This window comes from Streptomyces sp. NPDC051578 (assembly GCF_044454045.1).
Taxonomy (GTDB): Bacteria; Actinomycetota; Actinomycetes; order Streptomycetales; family Streptomycetaceae; genus Streptomyces.
In genome coordinates this window covers 474,261-491,745 of the sequence record NZ_JBITDH010000001.1, presented here as the reverse complement: position 1 = coordinate 491,745, position 17,485 = coordinate 474,261, and the positions used below count along the sequence as shown (strand labels likewise).

Sequence of the window (17,485 nt, the reverse complement as noted above, 5' to 3'; positions counted from 1 at the left end):
CTCCGCTGTTCCCGACCGTTACTTCGCGACCGCTGCGGCCAGCTTGGACAGCGGCTCGGCCAGCGCGTTCACGGCGTCCGAGAGCTCCTTGCGCTCCGCGTCGCCGACCTTGTCGTAGGAGGTGAAGTCGTAGCCGTTCTTGTCCGCGCGGTGCTTGTCGAGCAGCGTCTCCAGCGCGGCGAACTGGGTGTCGAGCGTCTTGGCGAGCTCCGGGTCGTTCTTCGCGGCGACCGGCTTGAGCAGCTCGTACGCCTTCTGCGCGCCTTCGACGTTGCCCTTGAAGTCGGCCAGGTCGGTGTGGCTGTAGCGCTCTTCCTCACCCGTCACCTTGCCGGTGGCGACCTCGTCGAGGAGCTCCTTGGCACCGTTGGCCATCGAGGTGGGGGTGATCTCCGCCGTGCCGATCCGCTTCTGCCAGTCGGTCACGTCGGCCATCAGCGTGTCGGCGAGCTTCTTGTCGTTGTCGTCGATCTTGTTCTCGGCCCACAGGGACTTCTCCAGGCGGTGCCAGCCGGTCCAGTCCTTCGCCGGGTCCTGGCCGGCCTCCAGGCCGTCCTCGCGGACGTCGACCTTCGGGTCGATGTCGCCGAAGGACTCCGCGACCGGCTCGGTGCGCTCCCAGCCGAGGCGGGAGGGGGCGTAGGCCTTCTTCGCGGCCTCGACGTCACCGGCCTTCACCGCGTCGACGAAAGCCTTGGTGGTGGGCAGGGACTCGTCGGCCTGCGCCTGCACGTACTTGCGGTAGTCGGCGACCGCCGCGTCCAGCTCGGGGCTGCGCTTGGCCGCGGTGCCGCCGGTGGCCTTGACCTTCTGGCGGATGCCGTCGCCCTTCATGCCGGGCTTGCAGGTGACCACGTAGTCGCCCGCCTTGATCTCGGCGGTGATGGTGGCCTTGGTGCCGGGGCCGATGTTCTCGCGCTCGGCGACGATGCGGTCGTCCGGGAAGAGGACGTAGACCTCGGTGACCTTGGAGCCCTTGTTCTCGACCTCGATGGTGACCTTGCCCGCGGGGAACTCCGTCTTGGAGATGCCGCAGGCGGTGTCGGAGGCGGCCACCTGGATCGTGCCGTCGGCACCCGCCGCGCTCTTCTCGGCGCAGCCGGTCACGGCGGTGAGCGCGGCCACTGCGGCAGCCGCGGTGACGACGGTGAAGCGGGCGGGGCGCATGCGGGCTCCTGGCGGGTCTGGCGTTCGGCAGACGGCCGCCCCGTCGGTTGGGGGCGGCCGGGTGAGGCGAACCTAACTTAACCGAGGCTTACCTGACCCCGCGCCGCGCGTCCAGTGATTCGGCGCACACCGCCCCCCGCCGGACACGAGGCCGTCACGGGCCCCTCACGGGCGAGCCACGGAGAGGTCAAGCGGAGGCAAAGGAAGGCGGCGTGCTTGAATGCCGGGGTGAATGATCTCGACGTGCTCGCCGTCTTCTGCGCGGGCGACGGCCGGCACGGCAACCTGCTCGGAGTCGTCCGCGACGGCCGCACCTGCCCCGACGACGCCTCCCGGCAGGCCCTGGCGGCGGAGCTCGGATACAGCGAGACGGTCTTCGTCGACGACCCCGAACGCGGGGTCGTGGACATCCGTACCCCGGGCACCCGGACGAACTTCGCGGGCCACCCGCTGGTCGGGGTCGCCTGGCTGCTCGACATAGAGGAACTCCGGCCGCCGGTCGGCTCCGTGTGGGCCCGCGACGACGGGGAGTTCACCTGGATCACCGCCCGCCCCGAATGGGTCGAGGGCAAGCGCACCGAGCAGTACGCGAGCGTCGCGGAGGTGGAGGCGCTGCCCGCCCCGCCGCCGGGGGAGGGCTGGCTGTACGCCTGGGCCTGGGAGGACGAGACCGCCGGACGGATCAGGGCCCGCGGCTTCCCGCGCCGCCCGGACGGGGCGATCACCGAGGACGAGGCCACCGGCGCGGCGGCGATCCTGCTGACGGCCGAGCTGAACCGGGCCCTGAACATCACCCAGGGAGCGGGCTCCCAGATCCTCACCGCCCCCGGCCCGGACGGCACGGTCGAACTCGGCGGCCGGGTCCGCTTCGCCCCCCGGGAGCCGTGAGCCCTTCTCCTGCGGCCGCCGGGAGGCCGGCCGGCTACGCGCTCAGGGGGAACTGCTCGCCCAGCTCGCGGAACACCGCGCCGTTAAGGTCGAACGCCAGCTTGCACTCGTCGATGATGCGCTGCTTCTCCAGGTCGTCGGCGGCGATCGCGTCGAGCAGCTCCCGGTAGCCGCGCTTGAACGCCGCCGGGTTGGCGATGTCCGCGAAGACGTAGAACCGCACCCCGTCGCCCCGGCGCTCGAAGCCCCAGGTCCGCTCCGCCTTGTCCCGGATGATCTGGCCGCCGGAGAGGTCACCCAGGTAGCGGGTGTAGTGGTGGGCCACGTAGCCGCCGGGCCAGGTCGCCGCGCACCGGGCGACCCGGTCCGCGTACGCCCGCGTCGCGGGCAGCGCGGAGAGGGTCTCGCGCCAGCCCGGGCCGCGCAGGTGCGCCAGGTCCCGCTCGATCTGCGCGACGCGCATCAGCTCGGGCCGGATGAACGGCCCCGCGACCGGGTCCTCCTTGAGTGCCTCGGCCGCGTCCTCCAGCGCCCGGTACACGAACCACAACTGCTCGGTGTAGCGCGCGTAGGCGGCCACGCCGAGCCGGCCGCCCAGCAGGTCGCGCATGAACGTCGAGGTCTCGGCCTCGGTGTGCTGCTCGTGCGAGGCGACACGGATGGCCGTGGAGAAGGCGTCCAAGGCGGACCTCCGAGGGTTCGCGTAGGAGGAGCGGGCGTGACGAGGACGGGCGTCGGGAGGCGCGGGCGTGGCGGCCCCGCCGCCCCACCCGGTCTCCCGACCAGTCTTCCCGACGCCGTGTCGGCAAAACCTCGTCCGCCTGCTGCGCTTGCTGGCCCCTGCTCCGCCGGTTTTGGGCCGGTTGGCCCGCTCCGCTACGGCAGGGTCAGGATCTCCGCCCCGGAATCGGTCACGACCAGCGTGTGCTCGAACTGCGCGGTGCGCTTGCGGTCCTTGGTGACGACCGTCCAGCCGTCGGCCCACATGTCGTACTCGTGCGTCCCCAGCGTCAGCATCGGCTCGATGGTGAAGGTCATGCCGGGCTCGATGACGGTGGTCGCGTGCGGGCTGTCGTAGTGCGGGATGATCAGGCCCGAGTGGAACGACGTGCTGATGCCGTGCCCCGTGAAGTCCCGGACCACGCCGTAGCCGAAGCGCTTCGCGTACGACTCGATGACCCGGCCGATGACGTTGATCTGGCGGCCGGGCTTGACCGCCTTGATGGCCCGGTTCAGGGACTCGCGGGTGCGCTCCACCAGCAGGCGCGACTCCTCGTCCACCTCGCCGCACAGGTAGGTGGCGTTGTTGTCGCCGTGGACGCCGCCGATGTACGCGGTCACGTCGAGGTTCACGATGTCGCCGTCCCGCAGGACGGTCGAGTCGGGGATCCCGTGGCAGATGACCTCGTTGACCGAGGCGCACAGGGACTTCGGGAAGCCGCGGTAACCGAGCGTCGAGGGGTAGGCGCCGTGGTCGCACATGAACTCGTGCGCGACCCGGTCCAGCTCGTCGGTGGTCACCCCCGGCGCGATGTGCTTGGCGGCCTCCTCCATCGCCCGGGCGGCGATCCGGCCGGCGACGCGCATCGCCTCGATGGTCTCGGGCGTCTGCACCTCCGGTCCGGTGTAGGGCGTGGGCCCGGGCTTGCCCACGTACTCGGGCCGGCGGATGTTGCCGGGAACGGAACGGGCGGGGGAGAGCTCGCCGGGTACGAGCAGCGACTGGCCAGACATGCAAGCGAGTGTATCCAGCGGGGATGGGGCAGCATGGCGGCAGAGAGCGGTGTGAGCCGCAAGGAGAGGAGCCGGCGGACGATGGCCTTGTTCAAGAAGCGCCAGACGGGCAAACCGGGCGAGTGGTACTACTGCCTGGTCCACCACAAGGTCGAGGAAGGCCCGGAGTGCCCGGCCAAGGACCGGTTCGGTCCGTACTCCAGCCCCGAGGAGGCGGCCCACGCCATGGAGACCGCGGAGGAGCGGAACCTGGAGTGGCAGAACGACCCCAAGTGGAACGACAAGAGCGGCGGGAGCGGTGAACCGGACGAGAGCACGCCCTCTGCCTAGGCCCGGGCGGGCTTGATTTCCGCGGTGCCGGGCTGCCGCGGTGCCGGGCTGCCGCGGTGCCGGGCTGCCGCGGTGCCGGGCTGCCGCGGTGCCGGGCGGTTGCCGTGCCGGGTGCCGCCGTACCGAGTTCCCGCCGTGCCGGGTTCGGGCGGCACGGGGTGGTCGCGGTACCGGGTTCCCGCGGCGCGGGGTTGTCGCCGTGTCGCCTGCGCCTACCAGCGGCTGGGTGGCGGCGCGGTGAGCTGTTCGGCCAGCCGCGCCAGCCGGTCCCGCAGTCGGCGCGGGCCGCCGCGCGGCCCCGGGAGGCTGTTCTCCCCGGCCGCCGCGCTCACCAAGTGCTGCACGGTGTCCAGGTCCAGCCCGGCGGTGGCGTCCGGCACCGACAGCGCCTCGTGGGCCAGGGTGCCCAGGTCCGGGTCCCCGCCGTCGAGGGACAGTACGGTCGCCCCCGCCCGGCGGGCGTCGTGGACCCGCTCCAGCAGGCCCGCGCCCGGCTGCTCCGGGGCCACCACCAGCAGCGTGTGCCCGCGCCGGGCCGCCTCCAGGCGGCTCAGCCCCACCGACAGGTGCGGCGGTTCACCCGGCCGCACCCGGTGGCGCACCAGGGTCGGCGCCAGCTCGGGCAGCCCCGACCAGGCGGCCTCGTCCACCAGGTGGGCGGCCAGGTGCCAGGGCTCGTACCGCTCGGTGCCCACCAGCAGCAGGTTCCCGCCGGCCGGTACGACCGAGCGGCGCAGCGCACCGGCGAACCGGCGCGCTGCGCCGGGCCACTGCGTACCGGCGAGCACCTCGCGCAGCAGCGCGACCCTCACGGCGTCCATGGCAGCATCCTGCCGCAGACGGCGCCCGCACGGCGGCCACTTCCCCGGGATGCATCCCGACGGGTATGGCGGACGGTACCCGGCAGTACCTTTGCCCCCATGACTACCTCAGACAGCACGCAGAAGCCGCCGGCGAAGGACCCCTGGGACCTGCCGGACGTCTCGGGCCTCGTCGTCGGCGTCCTCGGCGGCACCGGCGACCAGGGCCGCGGCCTGGCGTACCGCTTCGCCCGGGCCGGCCAGAAGGTGATCATCGGCTCGCGCGCCGCCGACCGCGCGCGGGCCGCCGCCGGGGAACTGGGCCTGGGTGTGGAGGGCGCGGACAACGCCGAGTGCGCCCGTCGAAGCGACATCGTGATCATCGCGGTGCCGTGGGAAGGCCACGCGAAGACCCTCGAAGCGCTGCGCGAGGACCTCGCGGGCAAGCTCGTGGTGGACTGCGTCAACCCGCTCGGCTTCGACAAGCAGGGCGCGTACGCCCTCCAGGTCCCCGAGGGCAGCGCCGCCCAGCAGGCCGCGGCCCTGCTCCCCGACTCCCGGGTCACGGCGGCCTTCCACCACCTCTCGGCGGTGCTGCTCCAGGACGAGTCGGTCGAGGAGATCGACACCGACGTGATGGTCCTCGGTGAATCCCGCGCCGACACCGACCTGGTCCAGGCCCTCACGGCCCGCGTCCCGGGCATGCGCGGCGTCTTCGCGGGCCGCCTGCGCAACGCCCACCAGGTCGAAGCCCTGGTCGCCAACCTCATCTCCACGAACCGCCGCTACAAGGCCCACGCCGCCCTCCGCATCACGGACGTCTGACCCGGGCCCGGCCGCCCCGCCCGGCCCCGCTCGCCCCGGCGGGGCCGGGCGGCGGGTGGGTGGGGATGGGGGACACTGGAGGGGCTCGACCCCTTCTGTGCCGCCGAGGAGCTCTGCCGAATGCCCCGCCTTGCCGTCTTCGCCGTCGTCGTCTGCGTCCTGTCCGTGGCCGCGGCCGTGGTCGCCTTCGTGGAGGGCAGCTTCCTCGGGATCGTCTGGGTCCTGCTGGCCGGTCTCACCTCCAACATGGCCTGGTACTACTTCCGCAAGGCCAAGGCGGAGAAGCAGGCCTGACCGGCAGGATTCCCGCGGAGACGACGCCGGGCCGCCTCCGCCGGACCCCGCCGGGTCCGGCAGGGTCCGGAAGCGGCGGTCTAGCCCTTGCGGCGGGGCTGCTTGATCGTGATGCGGCCGGTCCGCGGGTGTCCGACGACCGTGAGCACCGGGCGGCCGGGTCCGCCGGCGCCGAGACCTGGTTCGCGATGTGCGCCGTATTGGTGCTCGACCCGTCGATCCGCACCGCCCAGCCCTGCGGGACGATCAGCTGGATGCTGCCCGAACCGCAACGCGCCTCGACGGTGACCTCACCGTGCACGCAGACCGCCTCGGTGAAGTCGATCACGATGCCCAGCATCTTGCACTCGGCGACGATCCTGCGCGGCACCGTCCACCGGCCCTGCTGCTTGATGTTGCTCATCCCGGTCTTGAGGACGAGCGTGTCCGCGTCGGTCCCGGGACGCGCCCCGGAAGCCTGTCACTGCGGCAAGTCGGCGACCAGCACGTCGAGTTCGCCGTACGTCTTCGCGGCGTAGGTCCGATCGAGCCGCTCCTCCAGCTCGGCGAGGCCGAGCCGGCCTTCCCCGGCGGCGACCCGCAGCTGCTCGGCCACCGCCTCCCGGTCCACGTCCGCCGCGCGAAGCCCCACCGCGTCCCGCGCCGACAGTTCCGACGACCCCTGCGCCCCATTGATCATGGTCATGGACTTAATCGCACCGACGTGGGCCGGCGCTAGGGGAGCGTGCAGTAGCCGTCGGTCTCCTGCCAGAAGCGGTAGAGGTTGTGGCCGCAGTACGTCTCCAGGTCGGACACGCCCAGCGCGCCGAGGACGTCGGTGACCCGGTCGAAGAAGAACATGTTCACCTCGGGGATCCACAGCAGCGCGAACACGCCGATCAGGGCGAACGGTGCCAGCGGCGCCACCTCGCGGCGCACCCGGTGGGACAGCCACGGCTCGATGACCCCGTAGCCGTCCAGACCCGGGACCGGCAGGAAGTTCAAGATCGCCGCAGAGACCTGGAGCAGCGCGAGGAACGCGAGCGCGAAGCGGAAGGTGAGGGGGACGCCGTCCAGGGCGTGCAGCCAGAACGGCGCCGTGCACACGGCCGCGAACAGTACGTTGGTCAGCGGGCCCGCGGCCGAGACCAGGCTGTGCTTCCAGCGGCCGCGGATCCTGTCCCGCTCGATGTACACGGCGCCGCCGGGCAGGCCCAGACCGCCCAGGATCACGAACACCACCGGCAGCACGATGCTGAGCAGCGCGTGCGTGTACTTGAGCGGATTCAGGGTCAAGTACCCCTTGGCCCCCACCGAGATGTCACCGCCGTGCAGGGCGGTGCGGGCGTGCGCGTACTCGTGCAGGCACAGGGACACCACCCACGCGGACGTCACGAAGAGGAACACGGCGAGCCCGGGGCTCGTCGCGTAGCCGGTCCACACGGCCCAGCCGGTGACCGCCATGACGGCGACGATGCCCAGAAACACGGAACTGACCCGCCGCTCGGAGCGGCTCCCCTGGTGACTCATGCGGCGAAACCTATCCCGGCCGGTAAATCGGTCGGGCCCGGGGGCCCGGGCAGCGACAATGGGCCGGTGCGTTACGCGATTCTCGGCACCGCCCAGGCCACCCGCGGCGACGGGACCCCCGTCGCCGTCGGCGGAGCGCGCCTGCGGGCCCTCCTGACCGCGCTGGCGCTGCGGCCGGGCCGCACGGTGCCGACGGACCTGCTGGTCGACCAGGTCTGGGACGGCGACCCGCCCGGCGACGCGGTCGCCGCGCTCCAGGCGCTCGTGGCGCGGCTGCGGCGGGCGCTGGGGCACGAGGCCGTGCGCTCCACGGAGGGCGGCTACCTGCTGGCCGCCGACCGGGACGACATCGACCTGTACCGCTTCGAGCGGCTCGCAGGCTCCGCCGCGGCGGAGCCGGACCCGGACCGGGCCGCCGCCCTGTACGACGAGGCCCTCGCGCTGTGGCGCGGACCGGCGCTGGCCTGCCTGCCCGACCCCGCGGCCGAGTCCGCGCGCTGGGAGGCCGTACGGATGGACGCGCGCCGGGGCCGGATGGCGGCGGCCCTCGCGCTGGGGCAGGCGGAGCGGGTCCTGCCGGAGCTGGGCGCGCTCTGCGCCGAACAGCCGCTGGACGAGCCGTGGCAGGCGCTGCGGATCCGCGCCCTGCGCGACGCGGGCCGTACGGCGGAGGCGCTGGCCGCCTACGAGCAGGTCCGCCGGGGCCTCGCCGACCGCCTGGGCGCCGACCCCGGCCCCGCCCTCCGGGCCCTGCACGCAGAGCTGCTGGCACCCGGGCCGGCTCCGGTCCCCGCCTCGGCTCCGGTCCCCGCCTCGGCTCCGGCCCCCGGACCGGCGGCGACGGTCCCCATATCAGCCCCCGTATCAGCCCCCGTACCGTCCGAGCCGTCGGCGGTCCCGGGCAACCTGAGGTCCCGGCTCACCACCTTCGTCGGCCGCGAAGAGGACATCCGGGTCATCGGCGACGACCTCGCCCGCGCCCGCCTCGTCACGCTGCTCGGCCCCGGCGGGGCGGGCAAGACCCGGCTCTCGCAGGAAGCCGCCGAGGCGCAGGCCCCCGACGGCCTGCCCGACGGGGTGTGGCTCGTGGAGCTGGCACCCGTGGACGACCCCGAGGACGTGCCCGAGGCGGTGCTCGCCGCGCTCGGGGCCCGCGAGACCAAGCTGCGCGGCGCCGCCGCCGAGGAACTGCGGGCGCTGACCGACCGCACCGGCGACGACCCCCTCGAACGGCTCGTCGACCACTGCGCGCGGCGGCGGCTCCTGCTGCTCCTGGACAACTGCGAGCACGTCGTCAAGGCGGCCGCCGCCCTCGCCGAGGAACTCCTCGCCCGCTGCCCCGGCGTGCGCATCCTGGCCACCAGCCGCGAGCCCCTCGGGGTGCCGGGGGAGAACCTGCGCCCGGTGGAACCGCTGCCCGACCCGGTCGCGCTACGGCTCCTCGCCGACCGGGGGGCCGCCGCGCGCCCCGGGTTCCGGGTCGAGGACGACCCGGCGGCCGCCGCCGAGATCTGCCGCCGCCTCGACGGACTGCCGCTCGCCATCGAACTCGCCGCCGCCCGGCTGCGGCTGCTGACCGCCCGGCAGATCGCCGACCGGCTGGACGACCGGTTCCGCCTGCTCACCAGCGGTTCCCGTACCGTCCTGCCGCGCCAGCAGACGCTTCGTGCCGTCGTGGACTGGTCGTGGGACCTCCTCGACGCCCCCGAACGGGCCGTGCTGCGCAGGCTCTCCGTCTTCGCGGGCGGCTGCGACCTGGCCGCCGCCGAGGCGGTCTGCGGTGAGGCCGCCGACGTCGCGGCCGCCGACGTCGCGGCCCTCGACATCGCGGCCGTCGGCCCTGCGGCCGCAGGCACGGGGCCCGGACCCGGCGACCCCGCGCCCGCCGGCTCCCTTGCCGCCGCGTGGGACGCCTCCGCCGTACAGGACGCCTCCGCCGTACGGGACGGCGCCGACGTGCTCTCCCTGCTCGGTTCGCTCGTCGACAAGTCCCTCGTCGTCGCCGCCCCGGGCCCCGACGGCGACATGCGCTACCGGCTGCTGGAGACCGTCGCCGAATACGCCGCCGAGCGCCTCCACGAAACGCCCGGCGACCGCGACGCCACCGAGCGCCGCCACCTCATCCACTACCGTGAACTCGCCCGCACCACCGAGCCGCTGCTGCGCGGCCACGGCCAGCGCGAGGCCGGCGAGCGGCTGGCCGTCGAGTACGAGAACATCCGTACCGCCCTGCGCCGCGCCGTCGCCACCAAGGACGTGGGCGAGGTGCTGTGCCTGGTGCACTCCCTCGGCTGGTACTGGCACATGCACGACCTGCGCGCCGAGAGCCGCCACTGGTCCGCTCTCGCCGCCGCCCTCGGCCCCGACCCCTTCGCCCGGCCCCTCGTCCCCGCCGAACCCGTCCTGGAACGGATCGTCGACTCCCCGCCGCCGTACACGGGCGAACTGCTCACCGAAGCCTGGCGCGGCGTGCAGATGCTGTGCATGGTCTCCCGCGACCAGACCAGCACCGACTGGAACAATCCCGAGGTGCGGGAGCAGGTCGAGGCGATCGTGCAGGTCTACCGGCCCGGTCTCCCGCAGACCTGTCAGTTCCCCGGCGCCTTCTGGATCTTCGCCGTCATGATCAACGGGGACGTCGGCCTGCTCCGGCGCATCCTCGACGCGACCGTCGACGCCTCGCGGGAACTCGGCTACCGCTGGGCGTACGCCAGCGCCCTCCAACTGCGCGCCAACATCCTCGCCAACCACGCCGACTGGAGTGGCGACGCCGCCCGCGACGCGGAGGAGAGCCTGGCCGTCTTTCAGGAACTCGGCGACGCCTGGGGCTGCGCCGAAGCCCTGTCGGCCCGCGCCGAATCCCTGGAGAAACGCGGTGAATTCGACCTCGCCGCAGCCGACTACCGGGCCGCCGTCGACTACGCCGAACGCCTCGGGGCCCAGGCGCAGGTGACCGTCCTGGGGGTGCGGCGGGCCGGGGCCCTCATCGAGAACGATCAGGTGGAGGAGGCCGAGGCGATCCTTGACGAGCTCATGGGGGTCGTCCAGCAGCTCAACAACGAGGCCATGCCGGCCGCCCGGATGTTCCTCGCCGGCGTCTACGGCCGCACCGGTCGCATCCCCCGGGCGCGGGCCGAACTCCTTTCGCTGCGCGAGGAGTTCGCCACCGGTGCGTACGCGATCTTCGACTGCTTCCTGCTGGCGATGCTGGCCTGGCTCGACAACCAGGAGGGAAAGCACCGCGAGGCACGCGCGTTGAACCGGCAGGCCATGGCAGCCGCCCAGGACCCGCTCGCCTCGATGGTCGCGCCGCAGATGCCGGCCGTCTTCATGATCACGGCGGCCGTCTGCCTCGTCGGTCTGGGCGGCCGCGAGCGCGCCTACGACGCGGCCCGGCTGATCGGGGCCTACCGGGCCATGCTGCCGCCCGGGCACTTCCCGGTCTCCATCGAACGCGCCGACGCCGCCCGGGCCGAGGAAGGGGCGCGCGCGGTACTGGGCGACGCCGCTTTCGAGGCGGCCAGCGCCGAAGGCGGCGGCCTCTCCCTGGAGGAGGCCACCGCCCTCTGCTGATCCGGCCCCCGTGCGGGGCAGGCCCGTCCGGGACGCGATCCGAACGGACCGGCCCCCGGATCAGGTCTTCTGGCGGAACTTGCGCACCGCGAGCGGCATGGTGACGAGGGTGATGGCCACGGACCAGGCCAGGGTCACCCAGACCGGGTGGGCGACCGACCCGCCGTTGATCAGGCCGCGCGCCGCGTCGGCCAGGTTGGACAGCGGGTTGTAGTCGGTGAAGGTCTGCAGCCAGCCCGGCATGGTCGACGGCGGGGCGAAGATCGAGCTGCCGAACTGCAGCGGCATCAGCACCAGCATGGCCATGCCCTGGACGGCCTGCGCGGTCTTCATGGTCAGACCGAGCAGGATGAAGATCCACATCAGGGAGGCGCCGAACACGGCGGACAGCCCGATGGACAGGAACAGGTCCAGCACCGAGGTCTTGATCGACAGGCCCAGCATGAAGCCGACGGCGAGCAGGATCGCGATGGCGACCATCATGCGGCCCAGTTCGACCACGATCTTGGCTATCAGCACGGAGGACCGGGCGATGGGCATGGACCGGAAACGGTCCATCACGCCCTTCTTGAAGTCGTCGTTCACCCCCGTACCGACGCCCATGGCGATGTTCATGCCCATCATGGCCATCAGACCCGGGACGACGTAGTTGACGTACGCCTCCTGCTGGCCCTTGCCGGAGATCGCGCCGCCGAAGACGAACACGAACAGCAGGGTGAAGATGATCGGCATGAACACGACGTCGAACATCGACTCGGGGTCCTGCTTGATCTGCAGGGTGTTGCGGCGCACCAGGGCGCCGATGTGCCGCAGGTTGCCCCGCAGGCCGATCCGGCCCTCGCCGGCCGGTCCGACGGCCGTGGCGGCCGAGGTGGCCGCGGGGGTGCTGGGCTTGGACGTGGTGACGGTGCTCATGCCGCGACCTCCTCGGTCTGCTGGGCGGAGTCCTCGGAGGAGGGCTTCTGGCCGGTGATGGAAAGGAACACCTCGTCGAGGCTGGGGAGGTAGGTGCCGAGGTCGGCGATCGCGTACCCGCGGGCGGCCAGCAGGCCGACCACCGCGGTCAGCTGCTCGTCGCTGAGGATCGGCACCAGCAGCACGCCTTCGTCGGGCACGGCCTGGGAGCCGGCCACCCCGTCCAGCCCCGCCTCGGACAACGCCCGGGCCATGCCCGGCAGATCGGCGGAGGAGACGGGCCGGATGCGCAAGGTGCGGCCGCCGACCCGGGCCTTCAACTCGTCGACCTTGCCCTTGGCGATGACCTTGCCCCGGTCGATGACCGTGAGCTCGTCGGCGAGTTGCTCGGCCTCCTCCATGTACTGCGTGGTCAGCAGGACGGTCGCGCCTTCCGCGACCATCCGCTGCACCTCGTCCCACACCTCGTTGCGGGTACGGGGGTCGAGACCGGTGGTGGGCTCGTCCAAGTAGAGGACGGCCGGGCGGCCGATCATCGACGCCGCCAGGTCGAGCCGGCGCCGCATGCCGCCGGAGTAGTGCATCGCAGCCTTCTTGGCGGCCTCGGTGAGCGAGAACCGCTCCAGCAGCTCGTCGGCGCGGGACCGGGCCTCCTTGCGGGGCAGGTCCAGCAGCCGGCCGATCATGTAGAGGTTCTCCCAGCCGGAGAGCTTCTCGTCGACCGAGGCGTACTGGCCGGTCAGGCCTATGGTGCGGCGCAGTTGGCGCGGCTGGCGGACCACGTCGAAGCCGGCGACCGTCGCCGTCCCCGCATCGGGGGCGATCAGGGTGGACAGGATGCGGACCAGGGTGGTCTTGCCGGCTCCGTTGGGGCCGAGGACCCCGAGGACGGTTCCCTCGCGCACATCGAGGTCCACGCCGTCGAGGGCCTTGGTCTCGCCGTAGTGCTTGACCAGCCCCCGCACCTCTACGGCGTGCGAGCCGTTCAGGGGATTCTTGTCGTTTCGCGTCATGTCCCACATGGGACCATCCGCCACTGACAATCCGCCGACAGACGACCGACAGCGAACCGACGGGCGGCCGACGGGCGACGGCCGGCGGACCGGAGGGGCCGGCCGCGGACCGGGACGCGCCCGACGGGCCGCGATCGCGGCGTCCCGGCGGTGCCTCCGGCCGGCGCCCCGGCCGTGCCCCCGCAACGGCGACGGCCCGCCGGCACGGAAGCCGACGGGCCGTCAGAGAAGCCTCGCGGGCCTCAGTGGAAGGCGTGCTCCGGCTGCGGGAACGATCCGCCGATCACGTCCTCGGCGAAGGCCTTCGCCGCGTCACCCATGGTCTGGCGGAGGTTCGCGTACTGCTTGACGAACTTCGGCATCTTCCCCCCGGTCAGGCCCATCATGTCGGTCCACACCAGCACCTGCGCGTCGCACTCCGAGCCCGCGCCGATGCCGACCGTCGGGATGTGCAGGGACCGGGTGACCTCGGCGGCCAGCTCGGCCGGGACCAGCTCCAGCACCACCGCGAACGCGCCCGCGTCCTGTGCCGCCTTCGCGTCCCGCAGCAGCTGGTGCGCGGCCTCGTCGCCACGCCCCTGCACCCGGTAGCCCATGGCGTTCACGGACTGCGGGGTCAGCCCCAGGTGGGACATGACCGGGATGCCGGACTGCACGATCAGCTCGGTCTGGGCCAGCGAGCGCTCGCCGCCCTCCAGCTTGACCGCTCCGACGCCCGCCTCCTTGACCAGCCGGGTCGCGCTCCGCAGCGCCTGCACGGCGCCTTCCTGGTACGAACCGAACGGCAGGTCGCCGATCACCAGGGCACGGCGGGTGCCCCGTACGACGGCCGCCGACAGCAGGGTCATCTCGTCCATCGTCACGGGAACGGTGGTCTCGTAGCCCAGGTGGCAGTTGCCCATCGAGTCGCCGACGAGGATCACCGGGATGCCGGCCTCGTCGAACACGGACGCGGTCATCGCGTCGTACGCCGTGAGCATAGGCCACTTCTCCCCGCGCTCCTTGGCCAGGGCCAGGTCGCGGATGGTGATGCGGCGGGTGCCCGTGCCCCCGTACAGGGTGGGGCCGGAAGCTTCGCGGGCAGGCGAAACGGCATGCGTCATTGCTGCTGCTCCTTGTGTCATCTCGAGGCGTCCTGACGACGTCCCCGGACTCACCCACCATGGTGGCACTCCCGGGGCCCGAGGTGGAAGTGGCGCGATGACCGGTCCGTCACACCGCCGGTCGCGCTACGAGCCCCACTCCAGGCGCTCCGGATCGTATGTGCGCGTTTCGTGACAACCGGAACTACGGGCGGACAGCTGTTCGTCCTCCCGGTCGTACGGCCGGAACGGACGGCACGGATGGCCGCGTCCATCGCCTAGGGTCAAGGGGCGGGGACGCAGCGCAAGCACGGCAGCGAGGGCAGTTACATGGCACAGGCGTACATGACGGAGACGGGGAACGGCGGCGGCTCGGAGCCGGGGCCCTCCGGATCCGGCCTGCGGCGCCGAATCGCCCATTGGCGCGAGGACCGCGGCATCTGGCGGCGCGGGATCGTGACGGCGGCCCTGGCCGCGCTCATCTCGCTCGTGATGATCTTCCATGCGGAGCTGCCGAACGACGTCGGCAACCTCGGCAGCCTCACCGAGACCTTCCTGCCCTGGCTCGGCCTGGCCGTCCCGCTGCTGCTCGTCGCGGCCGTGGTCCGCAAGTCGGCGACCGCGCTGCTCTCGATAGCGCTGACCGCCGCCGTCTGGGTGAACCTCTTCGGGGGCCTGGTCACCGACAAGTCCGGCGCCGGCGGCAACCTGACGGTCGCCACCCACAACGTGGACGCCGCCAACCCGGACCCGCGCGGCACCGCCGAATCGGTCGCGAAGGCCGGGGCCGACGTGCTGGCCCTGACCGAGCTCAAGGCGGGCGCCGTCCCGGCCTACGAGAAGGCGCTGGCGCCCACGTACAAGTACCACGCCGTCGAGGGAACGGTCGGCGTGTGGAGCAAGTACCCGCTCACCTCCAGCCGGCCCGTCGACATCAAGATGGGGTGGACGCGGGCGATGCGGGTCACCGTGAAGACGCCCTCCGGGGACATGGCCGCCTTCGTCGCCCACCTGCCGTCCGTCCGGGTCAAGCTGAACGCCGGGTTCACCGCGAACCAGCGCGACAACAGCGCCGGCGCGCTGGGCGCCGCGCTCGCCGCGGAACCGCTCAAGCGGGTCGTGCTGCTCGGCGACCTCAACGGCACCGTGAACGACCGGTCCCTCTCGGAGATCACCTCGCAGATGCGCTCCACCCAGGGCGCGGCGGGCGACGGGTTCGGGTTCACCTGGCCGGCCCCCTTCCCGATGGCCCGCATCGACCAGATCCTGGTGCGGGGCGTCACGCCGAAGGCCTCCTGGACGCTTCCGCGCACCGGCAGCGACCACCTGCCCATCGCGGCGCGGGTCGAGCTCAAGCCGTAGTCGCACGTGCCCACGTGCCGGGGCCCCGGCCGCCACTGACGGCGGCCGGGGCCCCGGTGTACGTACGGCTCGTACGGCTCGACCCGCGAGGACGGCTCGACGTACGCGCGCCGCCGGTCCTACGCGTGCTCGCGCCAGCCGTTGGTGATGGGCAGGCGGCGGTCCTTGCCGAAGCCCTTCGCGGAGATCTTCGTGCCCGGCGGGTACTGGCGGCGCTTGTACTCGGCGGTGTCCACCATGCGGAGGGTCTTGGCGACCAGCTCGCGGTCGTAGCCGGCCGCGACGATCTCCTCCAGCCCCCGGTCGCGGTCCACGTACAGCTCCAGGATCGCGTCGAGCACCGGGTAGTCCGGCAGCGAGTCCGTGTCCACCTGGCCCGGGCGCAGCTCGGCGCTCGGCGGCTTCACGATCGAGTTCTCCGGGATCGGCGGGGTCTCGCCGCGCTCGGCGGCGGCCCGGTTCCGGTACTCCGCGAGGCGGAAGACGACCGTCTTGTAGACGTCCTTGATCGGGCCGTAGGCGCCGACGGAGTCCCCGTAGAGGGTCGAGTAGCCCACGGCCAGCTCCGACTTGTTGCCGGGGGCCAGCACGATGTGGCCCTCCTGGTTGGAGACCGCCATCAGCATGGTGCCGCGCAGCCGGGACTGGAGGTTCTCCTCGGCCAGGCCCGAAAGGCCCAGCGACCCCATGTACGCGTCGAACATCGGCTCGATCGGCACGGTACGGAGGTTCAGGCCGGTACGCCGCGCCAGCTCGGCCGCGTCGCCCTTGGAGTGGTCCGAGGAGTACTTCGAGGGCATCGAGATGCCGTACACGTTCTGCGCGCCGATGGCGTCGCAGGCGATGGCGGCGACGAGCGCGGAGTCGATGCCACCGGACAGCCCGATCAGCACGGAACGGAAACCGTTCTTCTTGACGTACGCGCGCAGGCCCACGACCAGGGCGTCGTAGACCTCCTCGTCGTCGTCGAGGCGCTCGGCGTAGCCGCCCGCCACGACCGGCTCGTACGGATCCACCGGCTCCTCGGACAGGATCACCCGGTCGATCCGCAGACCGTCCTCGACCACGCCCTGCGGCGCGTCCGCGCGGGCGGCGGGCAGGTCGAGGTCGACCAGCACGCAGCCCTCGGAGAACTGCGGTGCGCGCGCGATGACCTCGCCGTCGGCGCCGACGACGATCGAGTCGCCGTCGAAGACCAGCTCGTCCTGGCCGCCGATCATCGCCAGGTACGCCAGCGTGCAGCCGGCCTCCTGGGCGCGCTTCTGGACCAGCTCCAGGCGCACGTCGTCCTTGTTGCGCTCGTAGGGCGAGGCGTTGATCGACACCAGCAGTCCGGCCCCGGCGGAGCGGGTGGCGGGGACGCGGCCGCCCTCCTGCCACAGGTCCTCGCAGATGGCCAGCGCCACATCGACGCCGCGGACCCGGATCACCGGCTGGGTGTCGCCCGGCACGAAATAGCGGAACTCGTCGAAGACGCCGTAGTTGGGCAGGTGGTGCTTGGCGAAGCGGAGCACCACCTCACCGCGGTGCAGCACGGCGGCCGCGTTCTCCGGGGAGCCGGGCGGCAGACCGAGCCGTTGCGCGGCCCGCTCGGCGCGGTCGAGGTAGCCGACGATGACCGGCAGCTCCCCGAGGCCCTCGGCCGCCAGGCGCTGCGCGAGGTCGCGCAGCGCCTGGCGGGAGGCCTCGACGAAGGACCCGCGCAGGGCGAGGTCCTCGACGGGGTACCCGGTCAGCATCATCTCCGGGAACGCCACCAGGTGGGCGCCCTGCTCGGCGGAGTGCCGGGTCCAGTGGACGACCGAGTCGGCGTTCGCGGCGATGTTGCCGACGTGCGAGTCGATCTGATTCAGAGCGAGGCGTAGTTGAGGCACGGGGACAGTGTAATCGTCTTACTGACGCGATGTCCTGGGGGCGTGGTGTCCGTGGGCTTCCGGGTCTCGTACCGGGGCTCGCGCGGGGCCGGCCCGGGCGACGGGACCGGCCCGGGCGA

The 17,485-nt window shown here is 72.6% G+C and carries 17 protein-coding genes; 7 read left to right on the top strand and 10 right to left on the bottom strand.

All coding sequences use genetic code 11. From position 1 onward, the window contains the following. Nucleotides 1-18 precede the first annotated feature (18 nt). Complete coding sequence (gene efeO / locus ACIA6C_RS02215; protein ID WP_399272287.1) at nt 19-1,167, bottom strand: iron uptake system protein EfeO; 1,149 nt, start codon at nt 1,165-1,167, stop codon at nt 19-21. Between the two features lie 228 nt (nt 1,168-1,395). On the opposite strand from efeO, the gene ACIA6C_RS02210 reads away from it, so the two are divergent. Further along, nucleotides 1,396-2,055: a PhzF family phenazine biosynthesis protein gene (locus tag ACIA6C_RS02210; protein WP_399272285.1), complete on the top strand. Its 660-nt coding sequence runs from the start codon at nt 1,396-1,398 to the stop codon at nt 2,053-2,055. A gap of 34 nt (nt 2,056-2,089) precedes the next feature. On the opposite strand, the gene ACIA6C_RS02205 is transcribed toward ACIA6C_RS02210, so the two are convergent. Further along, a complete protein-coding gene (locus tag ACIA6C_RS02205; protein ID WP_399272283.1) occupies nt 2,090-2,737 on the bottom strand; it encodes a heme oxygenase (biliverdin-producing) in 648 nt (215 codons plus the stop codon). Between the two features lie 194 nt (nt 2,738-2,931). Next, a complete protein-coding gene (gene map, locus ACIA6C_RS02200) occupies nt 2,932-3,789 on the bottom strand; it encodes a type I methionyl aminopeptidase (RefSeq protein WP_361136335.1) in 858 nt (285 codons plus the stop codon). Nucleotides 3,790-3,870: 81 nt separating this feature from the next. Between map and ACIA6C_RS02195 the strand changes: the two genes are divergently transcribed. Then, entirely contained in the window at nt 3,871-4,119 is a 249-nt protein-coding gene (locus ACIA6C_RS02195) for a hypothetical protein (RefSeq protein ID WP_361136333.1), read from the top strand. 212 nt (nt 4,120-4,331) lie between these two features. Here ACIA6C_RS02195 and ACIA6C_RS02190 read toward each other — a convergent pair whose 3' ends face one another. Then, the gene (locus ACIA6C_RS02190; RefSeq protein WP_361136331.1) at nt 4,332-4,940 is read right to left on the bottom strand and encodes a hypothetical protein; all 609 of its coding nucleotides are present in this window, start codon (nt 4,938-4,940) and stop codon (nt 4,332-4,334) included. A gap of 99 nt (nt 4,941-5,039) precedes the next feature. On the opposite strand from ACIA6C_RS02190, the gene npdG reads away from it, so the two are divergent. The 3 genes from npdG to ACIA6C_RS02175 all read left to right on the top strand — a co-directional run bounded on the left by npdG (nt 5,040) and on the right by ACIA6C_RS02175 (nt 6,556). Continuing rightward, entirely contained in the window at nt 5,040-5,744 is a 705-nt protein-coding gene (npdG, locus tag ACIA6C_RS02185; protein ID WP_366080634.1) for an NADPH-dependent F420 reductase, read from the top strand. A 120-nt stretch (nt 5,745-5,864) separates the two neighbouring features. Then, nucleotides 5,865-6,038, top strand: a complete 174-nt coding sequence (locus ACIA6C_RS02180) for a hypothetical protein (protein ID WP_361136325.1) — start codon at nt 5,865-5,867, stop codon at nt 6,036-6,038. A 128-nt stretch (nt 6,039-6,166) separates the two neighbouring features. Next, the gene (locus tag ACIA6C_RS02175; RefSeq protein WP_399272279.1) at nt 6,167-6,556 is read left to right on the top strand and encodes a hypothetical protein; all 390 of its coding nucleotides are present in this window, start codon (nt 6,167-6,169) and stop codon (nt 6,554-6,556) included. On the opposite strand, the gene ACIA6C_RS02170 is transcribed toward ACIA6C_RS02175, so the two are convergent. Continuing rightward, complete coding sequence (locus ACIA6C_RS02170; protein ID WP_399272277.1) at nt 6,499-6,723, bottom strand: DUF1707 domain-containing protein; 225 nt, start codon at nt 6,721-6,723, stop codon at nt 6,499-6,501. The genes ACIA6C_RS02175 and ACIA6C_RS02170 overlap by 58 nt on opposite strands. A 29-nt stretch (nt 6,724-6,752) precedes the next feature. Further along, the gene (locus ACIA6C_RS02165; RefSeq protein ID WP_361136323.1) at nt 6,753-7,547 is read right to left on the bottom strand and encodes a site-2 protease family protein; all 795 of its coding nucleotides are present in this window, start codon (nt 7,545-7,547) and stop codon (nt 6,753-6,755) included. Nucleotides 7,548-7,613: 66 nt separating this feature from the next. Between ACIA6C_RS02165 and ACIA6C_RS02160 the strand changes: the two genes are divergently transcribed. Then, nucleotides 7,614-11,120, top strand: a complete 3,507-nt coding sequence (locus ACIA6C_RS02160; protein WP_399272275.1) for an AfsR/SARP family transcriptional regulator — start codon at nt 7,614-7,616, stop codon at nt 11,118-11,120. 60 nt (nt 11,121-11,180) lie between these two features. Here ACIA6C_RS02160 and ACIA6C_RS02155 read toward each other — a convergent pair whose 3' ends face one another. The 3 genes from ACIA6C_RS02155 to panB form a co-directional block, all read right to left on the bottom strand. Next, nucleotides 11,181-12,035 (bottom strand): ABC transporter permease, encoded by an 855-nt coding sequence (locus ACIA6C_RS02155; protein ID WP_366080631.1) that lies wholly within the window; start codon nt 12,033-12,035, stop codon nt 11,181-11,183. Continuing rightward, nucleotides 12,032-13,057, bottom strand: coding sequence for an ATP-binding cassette domain-containing protein (locus ACIA6C_RS02150; protein WP_361136317.1), 1,026 nt, complete (start codon nt 13,055-13,057; stop codon nt 12,032-12,034). Before ACIA6C_RS02150 ends, ACIA6C_RS02155 begins: the two co-directional genes overlap by 4 nt. A 233-nt stretch (nt 13,058-13,290) precedes the next feature. Next, the gene (gene panB / locus ACIA6C_RS02145) at nt 13,291-14,172 is read right to left on the bottom strand and encodes a 3-methyl-2-oxobutanoate hydroxymethyltransferase (protein ID WP_361136315.1); all 882 of its coding nucleotides are present in this window, start codon (nt 14,170-14,172) and stop codon (nt 13,291-13,293) included. 288 nt (nt 14,173-14,460) lie between these two features. Between panB and ACIA6C_RS02140 the strand changes: the two genes are divergently transcribed. Further along, nucleotides 14,461-15,492: an endonuclease/exonuclease/phosphatase family protein gene (locus ACIA6C_RS02140; protein ID WP_399272272.1), complete on the top strand. Its 1,032-nt coding sequence runs from the start codon at nt 14,461-14,463 to the stop codon at nt 15,490-15,492. 119 nt (nt 15,493-15,611) lie between these two features. Here the strand turns inward: ACIA6C_RS02140 and ACIA6C_RS02135 are convergent, their stop codons facing one another. Next, the gene (locus ACIA6C_RS02135) at nt 15,612-17,366 is read right to left on the bottom strand and encodes an NAD+ synthase (RefSeq protein ID WP_399272270.1); all 1,755 of its coding nucleotides are present in this window, start codon (nt 17,364-17,366) and stop codon (nt 15,612-15,614) included. Nucleotides 17,367-17,485 lie beyond the last annotated feature (119 nt).

What these genes read in the sequence shown, in the direction of transcription:
- ACIA6C_RS02170 (WP_399272277.1), bottom strand. Translation starts at nt 6,723, where the DNA reads ATGACCATGATCAATGGGGCGCAGGGGTCGTCGGAACTGTCGGCGCGG.
- ACIA6C_RS02155 (WP_366080631.1), bottom strand. Translation starts at nt 12,035, where the DNA reads ATGAGCACCGTCACCACGTCCAAGCCCAGCACCCCCGCGGCCACCTCG.
- map (WP_361136335.1), bottom strand. Translation starts at nt 3,789, where the DNA reads ATGTCTGGCCAGTCGCTGCTCGTACCCGGCGAGCTCTCCCCCGCCCGT.
- ACIA6C_RS02190 (WP_361136331.1), bottom strand. Translation starts at nt 4,940, where the DNA reads ATGGACGCCGTGAGGGTCGCGCTGCTGCGCGAGGTGCTCGCCGGTACG.
- efeO (WP_399272287.1), bottom strand. Translation starts at nt 1,167, where the DNA reads ATGCGCCCCGCCCGCTTCACCGTCGTCACCGCGGCTGCCGCAGTGGCC.
- panB (WP_361136315.1), bottom strand. Translation starts at nt 14,172, where the DNA reads ATGACACAAGGAGCAGCAGCAATGACGCATGCCGTTTCGCCTGCCCGC.
- ACIA6C_RS02150 (WP_361136317.1), bottom strand. Translation starts at nt 13,057, where the DNA reads ATGTGGGACATGACGCGAAACGACAAGAATCCCCTGAACGGCTCGCAC.
- ACIA6C_RS02140 (WP_399272272.1), top strand. Translation starts at nt 14,461, where the DNA reads ATGGCACAGGCGTACATGACGGAGACGGGGAACGGCGGCGGCTCGGAG.
- npdG (WP_366080634.1), top strand. Translation starts at nt 5,040, where the DNA reads ATGACTACCTCAGACAGCACGCAGAAGCCGCCGGCGAAGGACCCCTGG.
- ACIA6C_RS02195 (WP_361136333.1), top strand. Translation starts at nt 3,871, where the DNA reads ATGGCCTTGTTCAAGAAGCGCCAGACGGGCAAACCGGGCGAGTGGTAC.
- ACIA6C_RS02180 (WP_361136325.1), top strand. Translation starts at nt 5,865, where the DNA reads ATGCCCCGCCTTGCCGTCTTCGCCGTCGTCGTCTGCGTCCTGTCCGTG.
- ACIA6C_RS02165 (WP_361136323.1), bottom strand. Translation starts at nt 7,547, where the DNA reads ATGAGTCACCAGGGGAGCCGCTCCGAGCGGCGGGTCAGTTCCGTGTTT.